This is a genomic window from Cryobacterium cheniae, assembly GCF_004403395.1.
In the GTDB taxonomy this organism is placed as follows: Bacteria; Actinomycetota; Actinomycetes; order Actinomycetales; family Microbacteriaceae; genus Cryobacterium; species Cryobacterium cheniae.
In genome coordinates, this window is sequence record NZ_SOGN01000016.1 from 73197 (window position 1) to 89478 (window position 16282).

The 16282-nt window shown below is 68.5% G+C and carries 18 protein-coding genes; 10 read left to right on the top strand and 8 right to left on the bottom strand.

The window, feature by feature from the left end; all coding sequences use genetic code 11:
* Positions 1 to 49: 49 nt before the first annotated feature.
* From E3T23_RS02605 to ilvA, 5 genes are all read left to right on the top strand, one after another.
* Entirely contained in the window at positions 50 to 850 is an 801-nt protein-coding gene (locus E3T23_RS02605; protein ID WP_420898295.1) for an ABC transporter permease, read from the top strand.
* Complete coding sequence (locus E3T23_RS02610) at positions 847 to 1683, top strand: ABC transporter permease (RefSeq protein WP_134368848.1); 837 nt, start codon at positions 847 to 849, stop codon at positions 1681 to 1683. Before E3T23_RS02605 ends, E3T23_RS02610 begins: the two co-directional genes overlap by 4 nt.
* Positions 1680 to 2780, top strand: coding sequence for an ABC transporter ATP-binding protein (locus E3T23_RS02615; RefSeq protein WP_134368849.1), 1101 nt, complete (start codon positions 1680 to 1682; stop codon positions 2778 to 2780). The genes E3T23_RS02610 and E3T23_RS02615 overlap by 4 nt, the downstream gene beginning before the upstream one ends.
* Before the next feature lie 79 nt (positions 2781 to 2859).
* Positions 2860 to 4131: an AI-2E family transporter gene (locus tag E3T23_RS02620; RefSeq protein WP_241977538.1), complete on the top strand. Its 1272-nt coding sequence runs from the start codon at positions 2860 to 2862 to the stop codon at positions 4129 to 4131.
* A complete protein-coding gene (ilvA, locus tag E3T23_RS02625) occupies positions 4124 to 5359 on the top strand; it encodes a threonine ammonia-lyase (RefSeq protein ID WP_134368850.1) in 1236 nt (411 codons plus the stop codon). Before E3T23_RS02620 ends, ilvA begins: the two co-directional genes overlap by 8 nt.
* 81 nt (positions 5360 to 5440) lie before the next feature.
* Here ilvA and greA read toward each other — a convergent pair whose 3' ends face one another.
* Complete coding sequence (gene greA / locus E3T23_RS02630; protein ID WP_134368851.1) at positions 5441 to 5932, bottom strand: transcription elongation factor GreA; 492 nt, start codon at positions 5930 to 5932, stop codon at positions 5441 to 5443.
* Between the two features lie 106 nt (positions 5933 to 6038).
* Entirely contained in the window at positions 6039 to 6440 is a 402-nt protein-coding gene (locus E3T23_RS02635; RefSeq protein ID WP_134368852.1) for a DUF4307 domain-containing protein, read from the bottom strand.
* Positions 6441 to 6510: 70 nt separating this feature from the next.
* On the opposite strand from E3T23_RS02635, the gene mca reads away from it, so the two are divergent.
* Together mca and E3T23_RS02645 are read left to right on the top strand one after the other, a co-directional pair.
* Positions 6511 to 7374 (top strand): mycothiol conjugate amidase Mca, encoded by an 864-nt coding sequence (mca, locus tag E3T23_RS02640; RefSeq protein ID WP_174843829.1) that lies wholly within the window; start codon positions 6511 to 6513, stop codon positions 7372 to 7374.
* Positions 7371 to 7631, top strand: a complete 261-nt coding sequence (locus tag E3T23_RS02645) for a hypothetical protein (RefSeq protein ID WP_134368853.1) — start codon at positions 7371 to 7373, stop codon at positions 7629 to 7631. The genes mca and E3T23_RS02645 overlap by 4 nt, the downstream gene beginning before the upstream one ends.
* 4 nt (positions 7632 to 7635) lie before the next feature.
* On the opposite strand, the gene trhA is transcribed toward E3T23_RS02645, so the two are convergent.
* Positions 7636 to 8337: a PAQR family membrane homeostasis protein TrhA gene (gene trhA, locus E3T23_RS02650; RefSeq protein WP_134368854.1), complete on the bottom strand. Its 702-nt coding sequence runs from the start codon at positions 8335 to 8337 to the stop codon at positions 7636 to 7638.
* Between the two features lie 70 nt (positions 8338 to 8407).
* On the opposite strand from trhA, the gene E3T23_RS02655 reads away from it, so the two are divergent.
* The 3 genes from E3T23_RS02655 (at position 8408) to E3T23_RS02665 (ending at position 11857) form a co-directional block, all read left to right on the top strand.
* Entirely contained in the window at positions 8408 to 9193 is a 786-nt protein-coding gene (locus E3T23_RS02655) for an isoprenyl transferase (RefSeq protein ID WP_134368855.1), read from the top strand.
* A gap of 10 nt (positions 9194 to 9203) precedes the next feature.
* Positions 9204 to 10325, top strand: coding sequence for an aminotransferase class V-fold PLP-dependent enzyme (locus E3T23_RS02660; RefSeq protein WP_134368856.1), 1122 nt, complete (start codon positions 9204 to 9206; stop codon positions 10323 to 10325).
* A gap of 224 nt (positions 10326 to 10549) precedes the next feature.
* Positions 10550 to 11857, top strand: a complete 1308-nt coding sequence (locus tag E3T23_RS02665; RefSeq protein WP_134368906.1) for a PhoH family protein — start codon at positions 10550 to 10552, stop codon at positions 11855 to 11857.
* 118 nt (positions 11858 to 11975) lie between these two features.
* Here E3T23_RS02665 and E3T23_RS02670 read toward each other — a convergent pair whose 3' ends face one another.
* From E3T23_RS02670 to xseA, 5 genes are all read right to left on the bottom strand, one after another.
* A complete protein-coding gene (locus E3T23_RS02670) occupies positions 11976 to 13388 on the bottom strand; it encodes a class II fumarate hydratase (RefSeq protein WP_420898296.1) in 1413 nt (470 codons plus the stop codon).
* Positions 13389 to 13479: 91 nt separating this feature from the next.
* On the bottom strand, positions 13480 to 14121 hold the full coding sequence (locus E3T23_RS02675) for a carbonic anhydrase (protein WP_134368858.1): 642 nt from the start codon (positions 14119 to 14121) through the stop codon (positions 13480 to 13482).
* Positions 14122 to 14127: 6 nt separating this feature from the next.
* Complete coding sequence (locus tag E3T23_RS02680) at positions 14128 to 14787, bottom strand: DUF4245 domain-containing protein (RefSeq protein WP_134368859.1); 660 nt, start codon at positions 14785 to 14787, stop codon at positions 14128 to 14130.
* On the bottom strand, positions 14784 to 15017 hold the full coding sequence (locus E3T23_RS02685) for an exodeoxyribonuclease VII small subunit (RefSeq protein WP_338145409.1): 234 nt from the start codon (positions 15015 to 15017) through the stop codon (positions 14784 to 14786). Before E3T23_RS02685 ends, E3T23_RS02680 begins: the two co-directional genes overlap by 4 nt.
* On the bottom strand, positions 15014 to 16267 hold the full coding sequence (xseA, locus tag E3T23_RS02690) for an exodeoxyribonuclease VII large subunit (protein ID WP_134368861.1): 1254 nt from the start codon (positions 16265 to 16267) through the stop codon (positions 15014 to 15016). Before xseA ends, E3T23_RS02685 begins: the two co-directional genes overlap by 4 nt.
* Between the last annotated feature and the right edge of the window lie 15 nt (positions 16268 to 16282).

Consider the following 16282-nt stretch of genomic DNA (forward strand, 5'->3'; position numbering starts at 1 on the left):
CCGGCGCGGAACGGCAGCGGCCTGCGCGCTGCTGCCGTTCGCGGCGTATGTGCTGCTTTTCCTGCTCGTTCCCACCCTGATCGCCGTGGGCACCGGCTTCGTCGACGAGACCGGGGCGTTCACGTGGGACACCGTCGCAGCCCTGGGAAACCCCGTCGTAGTGGACGCCTTCGCCAACTCGTTCGGGCTGTCCGCACTCACCGCCGTCGTGGGCGCGATCGTCGGCGCCGTCGCCTGCTACGGACTGCTCGGGGCCAGAGAGCACGGCCCGCTACGTGCCGTCGTCGACTCCCTCAGCGGCGTGCTCGCCCAGTTCGGAGGGGTGATGCTCGCCTTCGCGTTCGTCGCGACCATCGGCATCCAGGGTCTGGTCACCGTGGTCCTGCGTGACACCTTCGGCGTCGATATCTTCGCCGACGGGGTGTGGCTCTACGAGCTGCCCGGCCTGGTGCTGCCCTACATCTACTTTCAGGTCCCGCTGATGATCATCACCTTCCTGCCGGCGCTGCAGGCGCTGAACCCGCACTGGGCCGAGGCCAACGCGACGCTGGGCGGCAACCGGGCGACCTACTGGTTCCGGATCGCGTTTCCCGTGCTCGCCCCGTCGTTCCTGGGGAGCCTGCTGCTGCTTTTCGCCAACGCGTTCTCCTCCTACGCGACCGCCGCGGCGCTCACCAGCCAGGGGTCCCAGATCGTGCCGTTGCAGATTCGTTCGGCCCTGACCAGCGAAACCCTGCTCGGACGGGAGAACCTGGCCGGTGCGCTTGCGCTCGGCATGATCCTGGTGATGGGCGTCGTCATGTCCGGCTACTCGGTGCTGCAGGCACGGGCGGCACGGTGGCAGCGATGACGCCGGTGGCGCCGGTGGCGCACGCGCCTACCCGGCTGGTGCGCGGGCTCATCCTGGGCAGCATCGGCCTCGTCTTCGCGATCCCGATCGTCGCCATGGTCGAGTTCACCCTGCGCAGCGGCCTCGCCGGCGGCCACGACTTCTCCCGCTGGACGGCCCTGTTCCAGGGCGGCTTCGCCGGCCCCTACCGGGCGGTGCTCGTCGCCCTCGGCAACTCGGTCGGGCTGGCCGTGGGCACGGTCGTGCTCGTGCTCCTGCTGCTGGTGCCGACCCTGCTGCTGGTGCACCTGCGGTTTCCCCGCCTGCGCCGCCTGATGGAGTTCGTCTGCATCCTGCCGATCAGCATCCCGGCCATCGTGCTCGTGGTCGGGCTGGCGCCGGTGTACTCGGTGCTCGGTCGACTGCTCGGCAGCGGCGTCTGGACCCTCGCCTTCGCGTACGGCATCACGGTGCTCCCGTTCGCCTACCGGGCCATCCAGGCCAACCTCGACGGGGTCGACGTGCGCACGCTCAGCGAGGCCGCCCGCACCCTCGGCGCCGGCTGGGTGAGCGTGCTCCTGCGGGTGCTGATCCCGAACCTGCGCCGCGGCATCCTCGCCGGCGCGTTCATCTCGGTCGCGGTCGTGCTCGGCGAATTCACGATCGCGTCCCTGCTCAACCGCAACACCCTGCAGACCTCGCTCGTGGTCGTCAGCAAGGCCGATCCCTACACGGTCGTCATCCTGTCGCTGCTCGCCCTCACCTTCGCATTCCTGCTCCTGCTCGTCATCGGGCGTCTCGGCACGGTTCGCACCGGCAGTCGGCGACGGCCCACCACCGGAGGTCAGCCATGATCCAGAACCAGCTCCAGAACCGGCTCGAGAACCCGAACGCGGCGGTGGCGCCCATCCGGGCGGGAGCCTCGGTGCGTTTCGAGGGCGTCGTCAAGGATTTCGCGGGCCACCGTGCGCTGGCCGACTTCGACCTCACGCTGCACGCGGGCGAGTTCGTCGCCCTGCTCGGCCCGAGCGGAAGCGGCAAGACGACGGCACTGCGGGTGCTGGCGGGGCTCGAGTCGACGGATGCCGGTACCATCCGGATCGACGGAACCGACGTGTCGACCCTGCCGACGAGCCGGCGCGACCTGGGCATGGTGTTCCAGTCCTACTCGCTGTTCCCGCACCTCAGCGCCGGCGAGAACGTTGAGTTCGGCCTGCGGATGCGGAAGGTCCGCGGCGAGGAACGGCGGGCCCGCGCGGCCGCCGCCCTCGCCCTGGTCGGGCTGGACGCCCACTACGACCGGTTCGCGCACCAGCTCTCCGGTGGCCAGCAGCAACGGGTGGCGCTGGCGCGCGCGCTCGTCACCGAGCCCCGCGTGCTCCTGCTCGACGAGCCCCTGTCGGCCCTCGACGCCCAGGTGCGGGTGGCGTTGCGGGAAGAAATCCGGCGCATCCAGACCGAGCTGGGCATCACGACCCTGTTCGTCACGCACGACCAGGACGAGGCGCTCGCCGTGGCCGACCGCGTCGCCGTGATGCGGGACGGGTCGATCGAGCAGATCGGCGCCCCGGAAGAGCTCTACACGCGGCCGGCCTCGTCCTTCATCGCCGATTTCGTGGGGCTCAGCAATCGACTGGTCGGTGTGGTGCGTCACGGGTTCGCGCAAGTGCAGGGTGTCGCCCTGCCCCTCGTCGATCCCTCGCAGGCGGATGGCCCGGTGTCCGTCTCCGTGCGGCCGGAAGACCTCGAATTCAGCGCTGCCGGCGCGCCGGGGGTCGTGCTCTCGTCGAGTTTCCACGGCTCGCTCCGGCGCACGAAGGTACGCCTGGGCGATGGCACAGCGCTCGTCGTGCAGCATGGTGCACGGCTGCATCCGTCGGCCGGCGAACGGGTCACGGTGCGGTTCACGGGCGCGCCCGTCTCGGTCGACCCAATCTCGGCCCCGGCGTAGCGCCGCCCCGGAACCTCCGTCAGCGACCACGGCCGACCACATGCCGGAGCCGGCACGTGGGATTGCCTAGAATGATCCCGTGAAAGAAACCGACGGAAAGTCCGCCCGTAGCGGCTTCTTCGGCGCGTTCGGACGCCGCCGCACCGACCCCCCGATCCTGGTCGAGGTTCCCCCCGAGCGCGGGAACGGGGTCGACGAGAACCTGCCGCCCGGCATCCGGCTCGCCGCCGCCTGGTCCTGGCGCCTGCTCGCCGTCGCCGGGGCCCTCGCGGTCCTCATCTTCATCGTGATCCAGCTCCGGTTCATCGTCATCCCGCTGCTCGTGGCCGTGCTGGTGTCGGCTCTGCTCGTGCCCCTGGTCGGATTCCTGGTGCGGCACCGGTGGCCCAGGGCCCTCGCGGTCGGCCTGGCCCTGGTCGGCACGTTCGCGGTCATCGGCGGACTCATCACGCTGGCCGTGACCCAGATCGCCAGTGGCACGGTCGGTCTGAACGACCGGCTTGGCGCGTCCTATGCCAACCTGAAGGCCGTGCTCCTGGCGTCGCCGCTGCAGCTGACCGAGCCGGAGCTCAACGCGTTCCTCGGCCAGGTCTGGGACGCCATCCAAGCGGACAGCCAGGTCTTCGTGTCCGGGGCGCTGTCCGTGGGGTCCTCGCTCGGGCATCTGGTGACGGGGGCCCTGCTGGCGCTGTTCAGCCTGCTGTTCATCCTGATCGACGGCAAGGGCATCTGGGCGTGGATCGTGCGGCTGTTCCCGCGACGGGCACGCGCGGCCATCGACGGCGCCGGTGTGGCCGGCTGGACCACGCTGGGCAACTTCGCGAAGGTGCAGATCCTGGTGGCCTCCATCGACGCGATCGGCATCGGGGTCGGGGCGGCCCTGCTCGGGGTTCCGCTTGCCGTCCCAATCGGTGTGCTCGTCTTCCTCGGCTCCTTCATCCCCATCGTCGGCGCCGTGGCCACGGGAGCCGTGGCCGTCGTGATCGCCCTGATCTTCAACGACTGGGTGGTGGCTCTGCTGATGCTCGGCGTCGTGCTGCTGGTGCAGCAGATTGAGGGCCACGTGCTGCAGCCTCTGATCATGGGCACAGCGGTCAAGGTGCACCCGCTGGGTGTGGTGCTCGTCGTGGCCGCCGGCGCCCTGCTGGCGGGCATCGCCGGCGCCCTGTTCGCGGTGCCGATCGCCGCCGTGCTCAACGTGATGATCAGCTACATCAACAGCGGGGCGTGGCGCTCCGAGCAAGTCGACTCGGCACCCGTGTTCGTCTCCACCTTGTGGCAGACCGTCCCGCAACGCCCCGGTTTCCGTCGCACGGAATACCGCCTCGAGAAAAGTGCCGCCCATGACTAACGTCGCCCTCGTCGGACCGACCCTGGCCGACTTCGAGTCCGCCCGGAACGTGGTGGGGCGGGTCGCCGCCGTCACCCCGATGGAATCCTCCCGCTACCTGTCGGAACTCCTCGGCTCGCCGGTCCTTCTCAAATGCGAGAACCTGCAGCGCACCGGGTCCTACAAGATCCGGGGTGCCTACAACCGGATGTCCAAGCTCACCGACGAGGAGAAGACCCGCGGCGTCGTGGCCGCCTCCGCCGGCAACCACGCTCAGGGCGTCGCCTTCGCGGCGCGGGAGCTCGGCATCCAGGCCACGATCTTCATGCCCGTGGGCGTGGCCCTGCCCAAGCTGCAGGCGACCCGCGACTACGGCGCGCACGTCATCCTGCGCGGCAACACCGTGGCCGAGCCGCTGCTCGCGGCCGCGGAATGGGCCGCGGAGACCGGTGCCGTCCTGATCCCGCCATTCGACCACGCGGATGTCGTCACCGGTCAGGGCACCGTCGGCCTGGAGATCCTCGACCAGGTTCCCGACCTGGCCACCGTGATCGTGCCCATCGGCGGCGGCGGACTCATCTCCGGCGTCGCCAGCGTACTCAAGCAGCGCGCGCTCCGGGACGGCCGAAAGATCCGGGTGATCGGGGTGCAGGCCGCCAACGCGGCCGCCTACCCACCCTCACTCGACGCCGGGCGGGCGCTGGAAATCCAGATCACGCCGACCATCGCCGACGGGATCGCGGTCGCCAAGCCGGGCCTGCTCAACTTCGAGATCGTGCGCGACGCCGTCGACGAGGTCGTCACCGTCAGCGAGGACGACACGGCCCGCGCCCTCCTGATGCTGCTCGAGCGCGCCAAGCTCGTGGTCGAACCGGCCGGTGCGGTCGCCGTGGCGGCGATCCTGGCGGGCAAGGTCGCCGCGACCGGTCCGACCGTCGCGATCCTCAGCGGCGGAAACATCGACCCGTTGCTGATGCAGCGTGTGATCAGCCACGGCCTGTCGGCTTCCGGCCGCTATCTCACGCTGCGCATCATGCTGCCCGACCGTCCCGGCCAGCTGGCCCGCATCTCGGAACTGCTCGCCGAGGCGCACGCCAACGTGATCGAGGTTCTGCACACCCGGCACGGCGTCGGGCTCCAGATCAGCGAGGTCGAACTCAACGTCAGTGTCGAGACCCGGGGGCCCGACCACCGCCAGCTCGTCGTGGACGTACTGCGCGCGGCCGGGTACGACCCGCAGTTCGACTGACCGGGCTCTGAACCCTGGTCGCCGGTCCTGGTCAGTCGCCGGTCAGGTCAAGTGCCGGTCCACGTCAGTTGCCGGTCCACGTCAGTTGCCGGTCCACGTCTCCACGAGGAAGATCTCAACGGTGATTTCCTTGCCCGTGGGGGTGACGTAGGACGTTTTCGCGCCGACCATCAGACCGATGATCGCGGTGCCGAGCGGGCTCTGCTCGCTGTACACGTCGAGGTCGCTGTCGCCGGCGATCTCCCGGCTGCCGATCAGGAAGCGGTTCTCCTCGCCGGCGATCGTGGCGGTGATCACGGTACCCGGCTCGACGACGCCCCGGCTCTCGGGCGCGTGGCCGACCTCGGCGTTGCGCAGCAGCAGAACGAGGGTGCGGATGCGGGCCTCCATCTTGCCCTGCTCGTCTTTGGCCGCGTGGTAGCCCGAGTTCTCCTTGAGGTCGCCCTCTTCACGAGCCGATTCGATCTTCTTGGCGATCTCGACGCGGCCGACGGTGCTGAGCGTTTCCAGCTCCGCGGCGAGGCGGTCGTAGGCCTCCTGCGTCAGCCAGGTAACCGTGGTTTCGGTAGTCATGGTGGAATCTCCTCACGCTTGTTCGTGCTCGTTCAATGCCCGTGCGGGTGAATCCGCAGATATACAACGGACGCCCCGACGATCACGTCAGGGCGAAGTGACCAGTCTAGGTCAGCCAGCAGCGGTAAATCAATCCGGTGTTGCTCTGCTCGGTGGTGCGCACATCCGTCGTCGTAGACCGCGAATACACGGTGCTCGCGGGCAGGTCGACGACCTTCCAGCCGACCACCGTGAAACTCTGATTGAGCGCCTGGACCGCGCAGCTGGCGGTGCGACCGACCGGGATGGACGCCTCGAACGTGACACTCACGGTGTTCTCGTCGATGATGCTGTGACGGATGTCCCGGGTTTCGATCAGGGGCTCGGACGCGCCCAGTCCCACCCAGACCACGAAACCCAGGAGGAGGGCCGCGAGGGAGCCGGCTGTGACGAACAGAATGCGCCGGTCTCTCGTGTCGCGGTTCGGGGCGCGACCGTACCGGGTGTCGAGGTTGCTGCTCAGGGCCACTCAGACTCCACACTCACGGATCAACGATTAGTCTTAGTACCAAGGTTATCTGGCATTTCTGAGGAGTTTCATGACGCTGCGACTCTTGGCGGTGCACGCCCATCCCGACGACGAGTCGAGCAAGGGCGCTGCGACCTATGCCTACTACCGGAGCCTCGGCGCCGAGGTGATGATCCTGAGCTGCACGGGCGGCGAGCGGGGGAGCATCCTGAACGAGGCCCTGCTCGAGCACCCACTGGCCGACCGTGACCTCTCGGGACTGCGCCGCCTGGAGATGGCCGAGGCGCAGCGGGTCCTCGGTGTGCAGCATCGGTGGCTCGGCTACCAGGACTCCGGGATGAACGAGGACGGTTCGGTCCCACCGGACTCGTTCGCGGACATCCCGGTGGAGATCTCCGCCGAACCGGTCGTGCGGCTGATCCGCGAATTCCGTCCGCAGGTCCTGGTGACCTACGACGAGAAGGGCGGCTACCCGCATCCCGATCACATCCGCTGCCACGACGTGTCGCTGGAGGCCTACCGGGCAGCCTCCGACCCGACCCGGTACCCGGATGCCGGTGAGCCCTGGCAGGTCGGCAAGCTCTACTATGACCGGATTTTCAACCTCGAACGCGTGGACGCCATGTTCCTCGAACTGAGCGTCACGGAGCCCGACTCGCCCCTGCTCGAGCCGCTCGGAGCGGCCCGGGAATGGATGAAGGACTACCCGAAGCTGGCGACCACCCACGTTCCCATCGGGGACTTCCTCGAGGTGCGAGACGCGGCGCTCCGGGCCCACGCCAGCCAGGTTTCCCCCACCAGTAGTTTCTTCTTCTGGCCGAACGATCTCATCCGCGAGGCGTGGCCCTATGAAGACTTCCAGCTCGTCGAATCGAAAGTTGACACCGTGACACCTGAATCCGACCTCTTCGCCGGGGTACGGGACGACTCATGAGCGGCCTGATCCTGGCTCCCCTCGTGAGCATCGTCCTGGCCGCGACGCCCTCGCCCGAGTTCGACCCGAACACGGTGACGCCCGGCCCGGAGGGCTTCGTGGCGATCGCCCTGGTCGCCGTGGGGGCGGTGCTGCTGGCGATGGACATGGCCCGCCGCGTGCGTCGCAACACGTACCGCGCCGAGATCCAGGAACGCCTCGCGGCGGAGGTGGCCGCGCAGAAGGCCGCCGAGGCCGACGGCGCCGACAGGGACTAGCGGGCTACGGGTAGATCGGGTTCGTCGCGATGATCATGATCGCCGCCCAGTGGCAGAGGAAGGCCACCACGGTCAGGGTGTGGAAGATCTCGTGGAATCCGAACACGCCCGGCACGGGGTTCGGCCGCTTCATACCGTAGATGACGGCGCCGACGGAGTAGCAGAGCCCGCCGATCACGATCAGCGTCATCATCGCGGCGTTGGCCTGGAAGAAGTCCACGATGAACATCACCGCTCCCCAGCCGAGGGCCAGGTACAGCGGGACGTAGAGCCAGCGCGGGGCGTGGATCCAGAACACCCGGAACCCGATTCCCAGGATGGCACCACCCCAGACCAGCGACAGCAGCAGCGTGGACTTGGCCGGTGGCAGGGCCAGCACGGCGATGGGCGTGTAGGAGCCCGCGATCAGCAGGAAAATGTTGGCGTGGTCGATCCGTTTCAGGATGACCTTCGTACGCGGACTCCAGTCGAACCGGTGATACAGGGCCGAATTGCCGAACAGCAGCATCGAGCTGAGCACGAACACGAGCGAACTCCATCGGGCCGCGCTGCCCTCCGCCGACAGAAGCAGCACGATGCCGGCGACGATCGTGACCGGGAACGTGCCGGCGTGGATCCAGCCGCGCCAGGTGGGCTTGGCGTCCACCTGCACGGGCAGATCGTCCTCGAACAACGGCAGGTTGGGGATGTCATCCGTTGGGGCCATGCTGCCAGAATACGACAGGGTGCATGCCGCTCGCGGCACGCGACGCTCTCGAGTGGGCTAGCGTCAATATGTGCAGAAACGGGAAGTTCCTTGGGCGCGCGGCATCCTCTACGGGGTGTACCAGCGTCGCCTTCGTCGTGGACTGACGCCGGATGTGCTTCCGCACCACGTCGCCATGATCATCGACGGCAACCGGCGCTGGGCCAGACAGCTCGGTTTCGACTCCGCCGCCCACGGGCACCGGGCCGGTGCCGCCAAGATGCGGGAGTTCCTCAAATGGTGTGACGACCTGGGTATTTCCGTCGTCACGCTGTACCTGCTGTCCTCCGACAACCTCACCAACCGGCCCACCGAAGAACTCGCGGAGCTGACCAAGATCATCGCGAAGCTCGCGGAGGAGCTGTCCCGGTACCGCGACTGGCGGGTGCAGCAGGTCGGCTCGAAGGCCGGGCTGCCCGAACCGCTGGTGGCCGCGTTGAACGCCGCCGAAGCGCGCACGGCTCGCAAGAAGGGGTTGCACATCAACCTCGCCGTCGGCTACGGCGGGCGCACCGAGATCACCGACGCGATGCGCAGCATCGTGGGAGCCCACCTCGCCAGCGGCGGCAGGCTCGAAGACCTCGCCGAGACGCTGACCCCGGACCTGATCGGGGCGCACCTCTATACCAGCGGTCAGCCGGACCCGGACCTGGTCATCCGCACGTCGGGGGAGCAGCGCATCAGCGACTTCATGCTCTGGCAGAGCGCGCACAGCGAGTTCTACTTCGTGGAAGCGCTCGGGCCGGACCTCCGCCAGGTCGACTTCCTGCGTGCCCTGCGCGACTTCGCGAGGCGCCAGCGCCGTTTCGGCGGGTAGGAGCATCCCCATGACGGCTCTCGAACGGTTCCTCGAGGGGTTCATCGCGGAACCCGGTTACCTCGACTACGCCCGGATCGGTCCGCTGTCGGCGGGCGTGGTCGCCGAGACCCTGGGCCAGACCGAGGTGCTCTCGCGGGCCCGCTTCGGCAGCCTGGACCATCTCCAGACGCAGGACGAGCGGCTGCGCACCGCCGTGGCCCAGGCCACCGGCTTCCGCGCCGACCAGATCGTGGCCGAACCCAACACCACCACCGGCATCATGCAGGCCATGTTCGGCCTGACCGGGGCGGTACTGCTGTCTCCGGGCGACTTCCCCACGGTCCCGTTCGCGGCCGTGCGCGCGGCGGAGGCGCTGCGGGTGGTCGCCCCGATCTGGCTGGAGACCGACCACGGCCGGGTCACCCCCGGGCAGATCCGGGAGCAACTCACCCCGGCGACGGCCGCCGTGGCGGTCTGCCTCGTCGATTCCCGCACCGGCCATCGCGTCGACCTCGAGGGCATCCGTCAGGTCATCGGCGACCGCCTGCTCATCGTCGACGCCATTCAGGGTTTCGGCGCAGTGGATGTCCCCTATGAGGTGGCGGATGTTGTCGCATCGGGCGGGCAGAAATGGTCCCGGGCCGGCTGGGGCACCGGGTTCCTGGCCCTCAGCGACCGCGCGGTCGAACGCCTGGTCCCCGTGTTCTCCGGCTTCGCCGGCACCGACGTCGCCGAGCCGTGGGACGAGGTGTTGCCGCCGAGCCGCAGCGCCAACGCGTTTCGGGTGAGCAACGGCGACGCCACCGCCCAGGCCAGGTTCGCGGCCGCCCTCGAGGAGGTGGCCGCTGTCGGCATCCGCGCCGTCGAGGACGCGATCACCGTGAACGTGTCGCTCCTGATCGACCTGGCGGACGAGTTCGCCGTGCCCGTGGTCTCGTCCCGGGACGACCGGGAGCGGGCGGGCATCCTGGTGCTCGAACCGCCGGCGAATCAGCTGACTCTGCTGAGCATTGCGCTGCACAACCACGGGGTGACGGCGACGCCCAGGAACGGCACCGTGCGGCTCAGCACCCACGCGGCGCTCAGCCCGGACACGGTCGACATGCTGCGCGGTGCGTTCACCTCGTTTGCGACCGCCGTGACCTATTGACGACGGCCCGGTGAACGTCTGTTTCGAATGGGCGTGTCGCTCTTCCCCTGACGCGCGCGGGTAAGTAGCGTCATGCTCATCAGGTATGGCGCCTGAACGAGACGGCCACACACGTACGGCTCGAGAACCCTGTGGCCGCTCGCCGACACAATCTGTGCCTCACGGGGCACGGGGTGGGAGTGATTGTGACCGCTCGACAGATCGACAACAAGGGTTCTGATCAAATGAAGGCGGCCGACCAGGCCGAATGCACGTACGTACTGGACACCTCCGTACTGCTCTCCGATCCCAAGGCGATTTTCCGTTTCGCCGAGCACGCCGTCGTGCTTCCCGTCGTGGTGATCGCGGAACTCGAGGCCAAGCGCAACGACCCGGAGATCGGATACTTCGCCCGGCAGTCGCTGCGGCTCCTCGACGAACTGCGGGTGAAGCACGAACGGCTGGACTTCCCGATCCCGGTCGGCGACGGCGGCAGCCTGCGGGTGGAGCTCAACCACTCGAACATGTCCGTGCTGCCCTCGGGCCTGCAACTCGGCGACAATGACTCCCGCATTCTCGCCGTGGCCCTCAACCTCGCCAACGACGGCCTGAACGTGACCGTCGTCACCAAGGACCTGCCCCTGCGGGTCAAGGCGGCGTCCCTCGGCCTGACGGCGGAGGAGTACCGCCACGAACTCGCCGTGGACTCCGGCTGGACCGGCATGGACGAGATCACCCTGGGCTCGAACCTGATCGATGAGCTTTACGACAAGGAGGTCGTGCACACCCGGCTCGTGCAGGACATGCCCGTGAACACGGGACTGGTCATCCACTCTGACCGCGGCTCCGCGCTCGGCCGGGTGACGGGCAACGGCGCGATGAAGCTGGTGCGCGGCGACCGGGACGTTTTCGGGCTGAAGGGCCGATCCGCGGAACAAAGACTCGCCATCGACCTGCTGCTCGACCCGGAGATCGGCATTCTGTCGCTGGGAGGCCGGGCCGGAACGGGGAAGTCGGCGCTCGCCCTCTGCGCCGGCCTCGAGGCCGTGCTGGAACGCCAGCAGCACCGCAAGATCATGGTCTTCCGGCCGCTCTACGCGGTCGGCGGGCAGGAACTGGGATACCTGCCGGGTGACGCCGCCGAGAAGATGAGCCCGTGGGCCCAGGCGGTGTTCGACACGCTTGGGGCCATCGTCTCCGAGAATGTGCTCGAGGAGGTCATCGAGCGCGGCATCCTCGAGGTCCTGCCGCTCACGCACATCCGGGGCCGGTCGCTGCACGACGCCTTCGTGATCGTGGACGAGGCCCAGTCGCTTGAACGCAATGTGCTGCTCACGGTGCTCAGCCGGATCGGGCAGAACTCGCGCGTGGTCCTGACCCACGATGTGGCCCAGCGGGACAACCTGCGGGTCGGCCGCTTCGACGGGGTGGCGTCGGTGATCGAGACGCTCAAGGGACATCCGCTGTTCGCCCACATGACGCTCACCCGGTCGGAGCGGAGCGCGATCGCCGCCCTCGTGACCGAGATGCTCGAAGGCAACGAGGTGCGCTGACGCCCCGAACGAATTCGACGGAGATTTTGCCCAAGAAGCCGCTTTCGGACCGAAAACAGGCCTTCGGGAGCAAAATCTCCGTCGAATTGGTGAGCGCCGCGCGGGCGAGGAGCCGAGGCTACTTCGCCTGGGGCGGGCGGGTCATGCTCAGCACGTCGAGGGCGGTGTCGAGCAGCTCGAGGGAGACCTCACCGCGCTCGACGAAGCCGAGGGCGATGACGGACTCGCGCACGGTCACACCCTCGGCGACCGAGTGCTTGGCCACCTTGGCCGCGGCCTCATAGCCGATGACCCGGTTCAGCGGGGTGACGATGGCGGGGGAGGACTCGGCCAGCGCGCGGGCGCGCTCGATGTTCGCCGTGAGGCCGTCGACGGTCTTGTCGGCGAGCACCCGGGAAGCGTTGGAGAGCAGGCGGATCGACTCGAGCAGGGCGGTGCCCATCACCGGGATGGCGACGTTGAGCTCGAACGAGCCCGACGCGCCGGACCAGGCGATGGTGGCGTCGTTGCCGATCACCCGGGAGCAGACCATCAGCACGGCTTCCGGGATCACCGGGTTCACCTTGCCCGGCATGATCGAGGAGCCCGGCTGCAGGTCGGGGATGTTCAACTCGCCGAAGCCCGTGTTCGGGCCCGAGCCCATCCAGCGCAGGTCGTTGCAGATCTTGGTGAGGCTGACCGCGATGGTGCGGAGGGCGCCGGATGCGTCCACCAGGCCGTCCCGGTTGGCCTGCGCCTCGAAGTGGTCGCGCGCCTCGGTGACCGGGAGTTCCGTCTCCTCGACGAGCAGCTCGATCACGAGCTGCGGGAACCCGGCGGGCGTGTTGATTCCGGTGCCGACCGCGGTGCCTCCGAGGGGGACCTCCGCGACGCGGGGGAGCGCGGTGCGCACGCGCTCGATGCCGAGGCGCATCTGGCGCGCATAGCCGCCGAACTCCTGGCCGAGGGTGACCGGGGTGGCATCCATCAGGTGGGTGCGGCCGGCCTTGACCGCGCCGGCCCACAGCTCGGCCTTGGCCTCGAACGCCACCGACAGGTGGTCGAGCGCGGGGATGAGCTCGTCGATGAGTGCACTGGTGACGGCGAGGTGCACGGATGTCGGGAAAACGTCGTTGGAGGACTGGGACGCGTTCACGTGGTCGTTCGGGTGAACCGGGCGGCCGAGGCTCTGGCTCGCCAGGGTCGCGAGGACCTCGTTCATATTCATGTTCGAGGAGGTTCCGCTGCCCGTCTGGTAGACGTCGATCGGGAACTCGGAGTCGTAGCGTCCGGTGGTGACCTCGTCGGCCGCGGCGGCGATCGCGTTCGCGATGTCGACGTCGAGCACGCCGAGCTTCGCATTCGCCAGGGCCGCGGACTTCTTGATCCGGGCCAGCGCGGCGATCTGGGCGGGCTCGAGTACCGAGCCGGAGATGGGGAAATTCTCGACGGCCCGCTGTGTCTGCGCCCCGTAGAGGGCGGCGACCGGAACCCGGACCTCGCCCATCGTGTCGTGTTCGATCCGGTACTCGGCTTCAGCGGTCTTGTCCACCACGGTGTGTATTACCTTTCGGTTGGGAATCTCTTTGGTTCGGGACTGTGCGGCGACGGCCTGGACGGCGCGTCGCAGGCGGGCTGCTCGGCTAAACCACGCCGACAACGATGTCGGGCACGGCACGGCCTTCGAGCAGCCGGTAGTTCGCCCCGACGATAGCCAATGTACCTTCTGCCACGGCCGCGCTGATCACCTCGGAGCGCTCGACCAGTTCGGACACCGTGTCGCGGAGGTGTTCGCGGCCGACGGCGAGGGCGTCGACCTGCTCGGGATCGATCGGCGTCGCATCGGTCGACCCCGCCACCCGGCGAACGGCCGGCACGATCTTCTCGATGATCCGGTTGATGTGCGCGGGCAGAGGCGCCGCGTCCGCGGCCTGGGAATCGATGGCCGCGCGCACGGCGCCGCAGCCGTCGTGGCCGAGCACCAGGATCAGCGGCACCCGCAACACGGCGACGGCGTATTCGAGTGAGCCGAGCACCGAATCGGAAATGACCTGCCCGGCGTTGCGCACCACGAACAGGTCGCCGAGGCCCTTGTCGAAGATGATCTCGGCGGCCAGCCGGGAGTCACTGCAGCCGAACAGGGCCGCGTCCGGAGTCTGCACGAAGGCGAGTTCGGCCCGGCGGTCCACATCCTGGCGCGGATGCAGCGGCTCGCCGCCCACGAACCGGTCGTTGCCGCGCCGCAGGTCGGTCCAGACCGACGCCGGTGTTGCTCCCTCACCCATTGATGTTCACTGTCCTTCGGTGTTGTTCGAGCTGATCTGTTCGGCCAGCACCTCGGCCAGAACGGCGAGTTCCTCGTCGTCGGCGGTGCCGACGAGGAGGTAGGTGCTGTCGCCGGCCGTGGTGACGAGTGCGGACTCGAAGTTGCCGCGGTCATCCTCCGGCGCGGTGTTGCGGTAGACATCCCAGGTGATGCCGGCGATCGTGACGGTGCCGGCGATGGGGGCATCCTCGAGCTCGTCAGCGAGCCAGCTCGGGTTGGCGCCGAGGGCCTGGGTGAGTCCGATGAACTCCGTCTTTGCCGTGATCAGGCCGATGTACCAGGACGGGATCTTGTCGCTTCCGCCCAGGCGCCACTGCGCGGCGTTGGCGGTCCACCCGGCCGGCAGCTCCGGAACCAGCAGGGGATCAGTGATGCCGGTCTGCACCTGCGCGGCCACGGATTGGAAATCGACGTCGCGGTTCTGGGGGGCGTCGCTGCGCGGCACCAGCAGCACGAGCACGAGTACCGTGCCCAGCGTGGCCAGCAGCGACAGGACCAGGTTGTTCACGGTCTTGTGGGAGCGGTACTTGCGTGAGTTCTCGGCCAGCCGGGTGCGCGTTTCGTCCGGAGTTTCCGGGCGCCCCAGCTCGGCGACGACGCGGGGCGCGCGCTTGGCGGCGCTCATCCGGCTGTCGCGGCGGAGTCGACCTGGCCTGCCCGGGCGGCATCCAGCCTGGCTTTCGCGCCGATCAGCCACTCTTCGCAGCGGCGCGCGAGGGCCTCGCCGCGTTCCCACAGCGCCAGCGATTCTTCCAGTGATGAGGCCCCCTGCTCGAGGGCGTTCACCACGCGTACGAGCTCATCCCGGGCCTGTTCGTAGCTCAGGGCGTTGATTTCGTCTGCTGCCGAGGTCATGGTGTCCATTCTAATTTCTCATTCGACGGTGTCGGGTCTGAGGTTGCCGCATCGGTGGTGGCCACCAGGGCCCCCTCGGCGAGCGTGATCAGGAGTGTCGTCTGCGGCGGGGCCTCGGCGGGCGAGCGGACGACCTGGCCGTCCTCCAGCTGCACAATCGCGTAGCCGCGGTCGAGGGTGCCCTGGGGCGAGAGGGCGCGCAGTCGGGAGCGCAGCTCGACGATCACCGATCCGGCCCGCTCCACCGCCCGGTCGACCAGCTCGGCACCGCGGGCGACGAAGCGGGTGAGGTCTTCGGACCGGGAATCGATGATCCACTCGGGGGCGGCGAGCACCGGACGCGAGCGAAGCTGGCCGATCCGGTCGACCTCGTGAGCGAGGATGCCGGTCAGCCGGTTGCTGAGGCGGGCGCGGGCCTGCTGCACCCGGTTGAGCTCGTCGGAAACGTCCGGGACGACGCGTTTGGCGGCATCCGTCGGCGTCGACGCGCGCAGGTCGGCGACGTCGTCGAGCAGCGGGCGGTCAGCCTCGTGGCCGATCGCACTGACCAGTGGGGTCGTGCAGGCCGCCGCGGCCCGGATGAGTCTCTCGTCGCTGAAGCCGAGCAGGTTCTGGAAGTCGCCGCCGCCGCGGGCAACGATGATCACGTCGACCTCCGGGTCGGCGTCCAGACGCTGGATGGCCGCGGTCACCTCGGCGACCATGCGCTCGCCCTGGACGGCGGCGTAGGCCAGGTGGAAGGTGACCGCCGGCCAACGCAGCTGGGCATTGCGGATGACGTCCTTCTCGGCGTCGGAGTCCTTGCCGGTGACCAGTCCGATGCAGTGCGGGAGGAAGGGCAGCGGCTTCTTGCGTGACGCGTCGAACAGTCCCTCGCCGGCCAGCTGTGTGCGCAGCCGCTCGAGCCGTTCCAGCATGTCGCCGAGACCCACGTGGCGCATCTCGAACACCTGCATGGTGAGCGTTCCGCCCTTGACCCAGTAGTTGGGTTTGACGAGGGCGATCACCCGGTCGCCCTGCTTGAAGTCGCTGGTCAGTTTCGCGCGCACCGACGACCAGATCGTGAAGCTGACCGTGGCGTCTTCGGTGAGGTCCTTCAGCTTGCCGTACACGTTGCCGCCGCTGGCACCCCACTGGGTGATCTCGCCCTCGACCCAGGCGGTGCCGAGGCGCTCGATGTAGCCGCGGATCTTGTTGGCCAGCAACCCGACCGGCCACGGGGTCTCGAGGGTGGATACTGCGTCCGTCATCAATCGTTCCTCCCA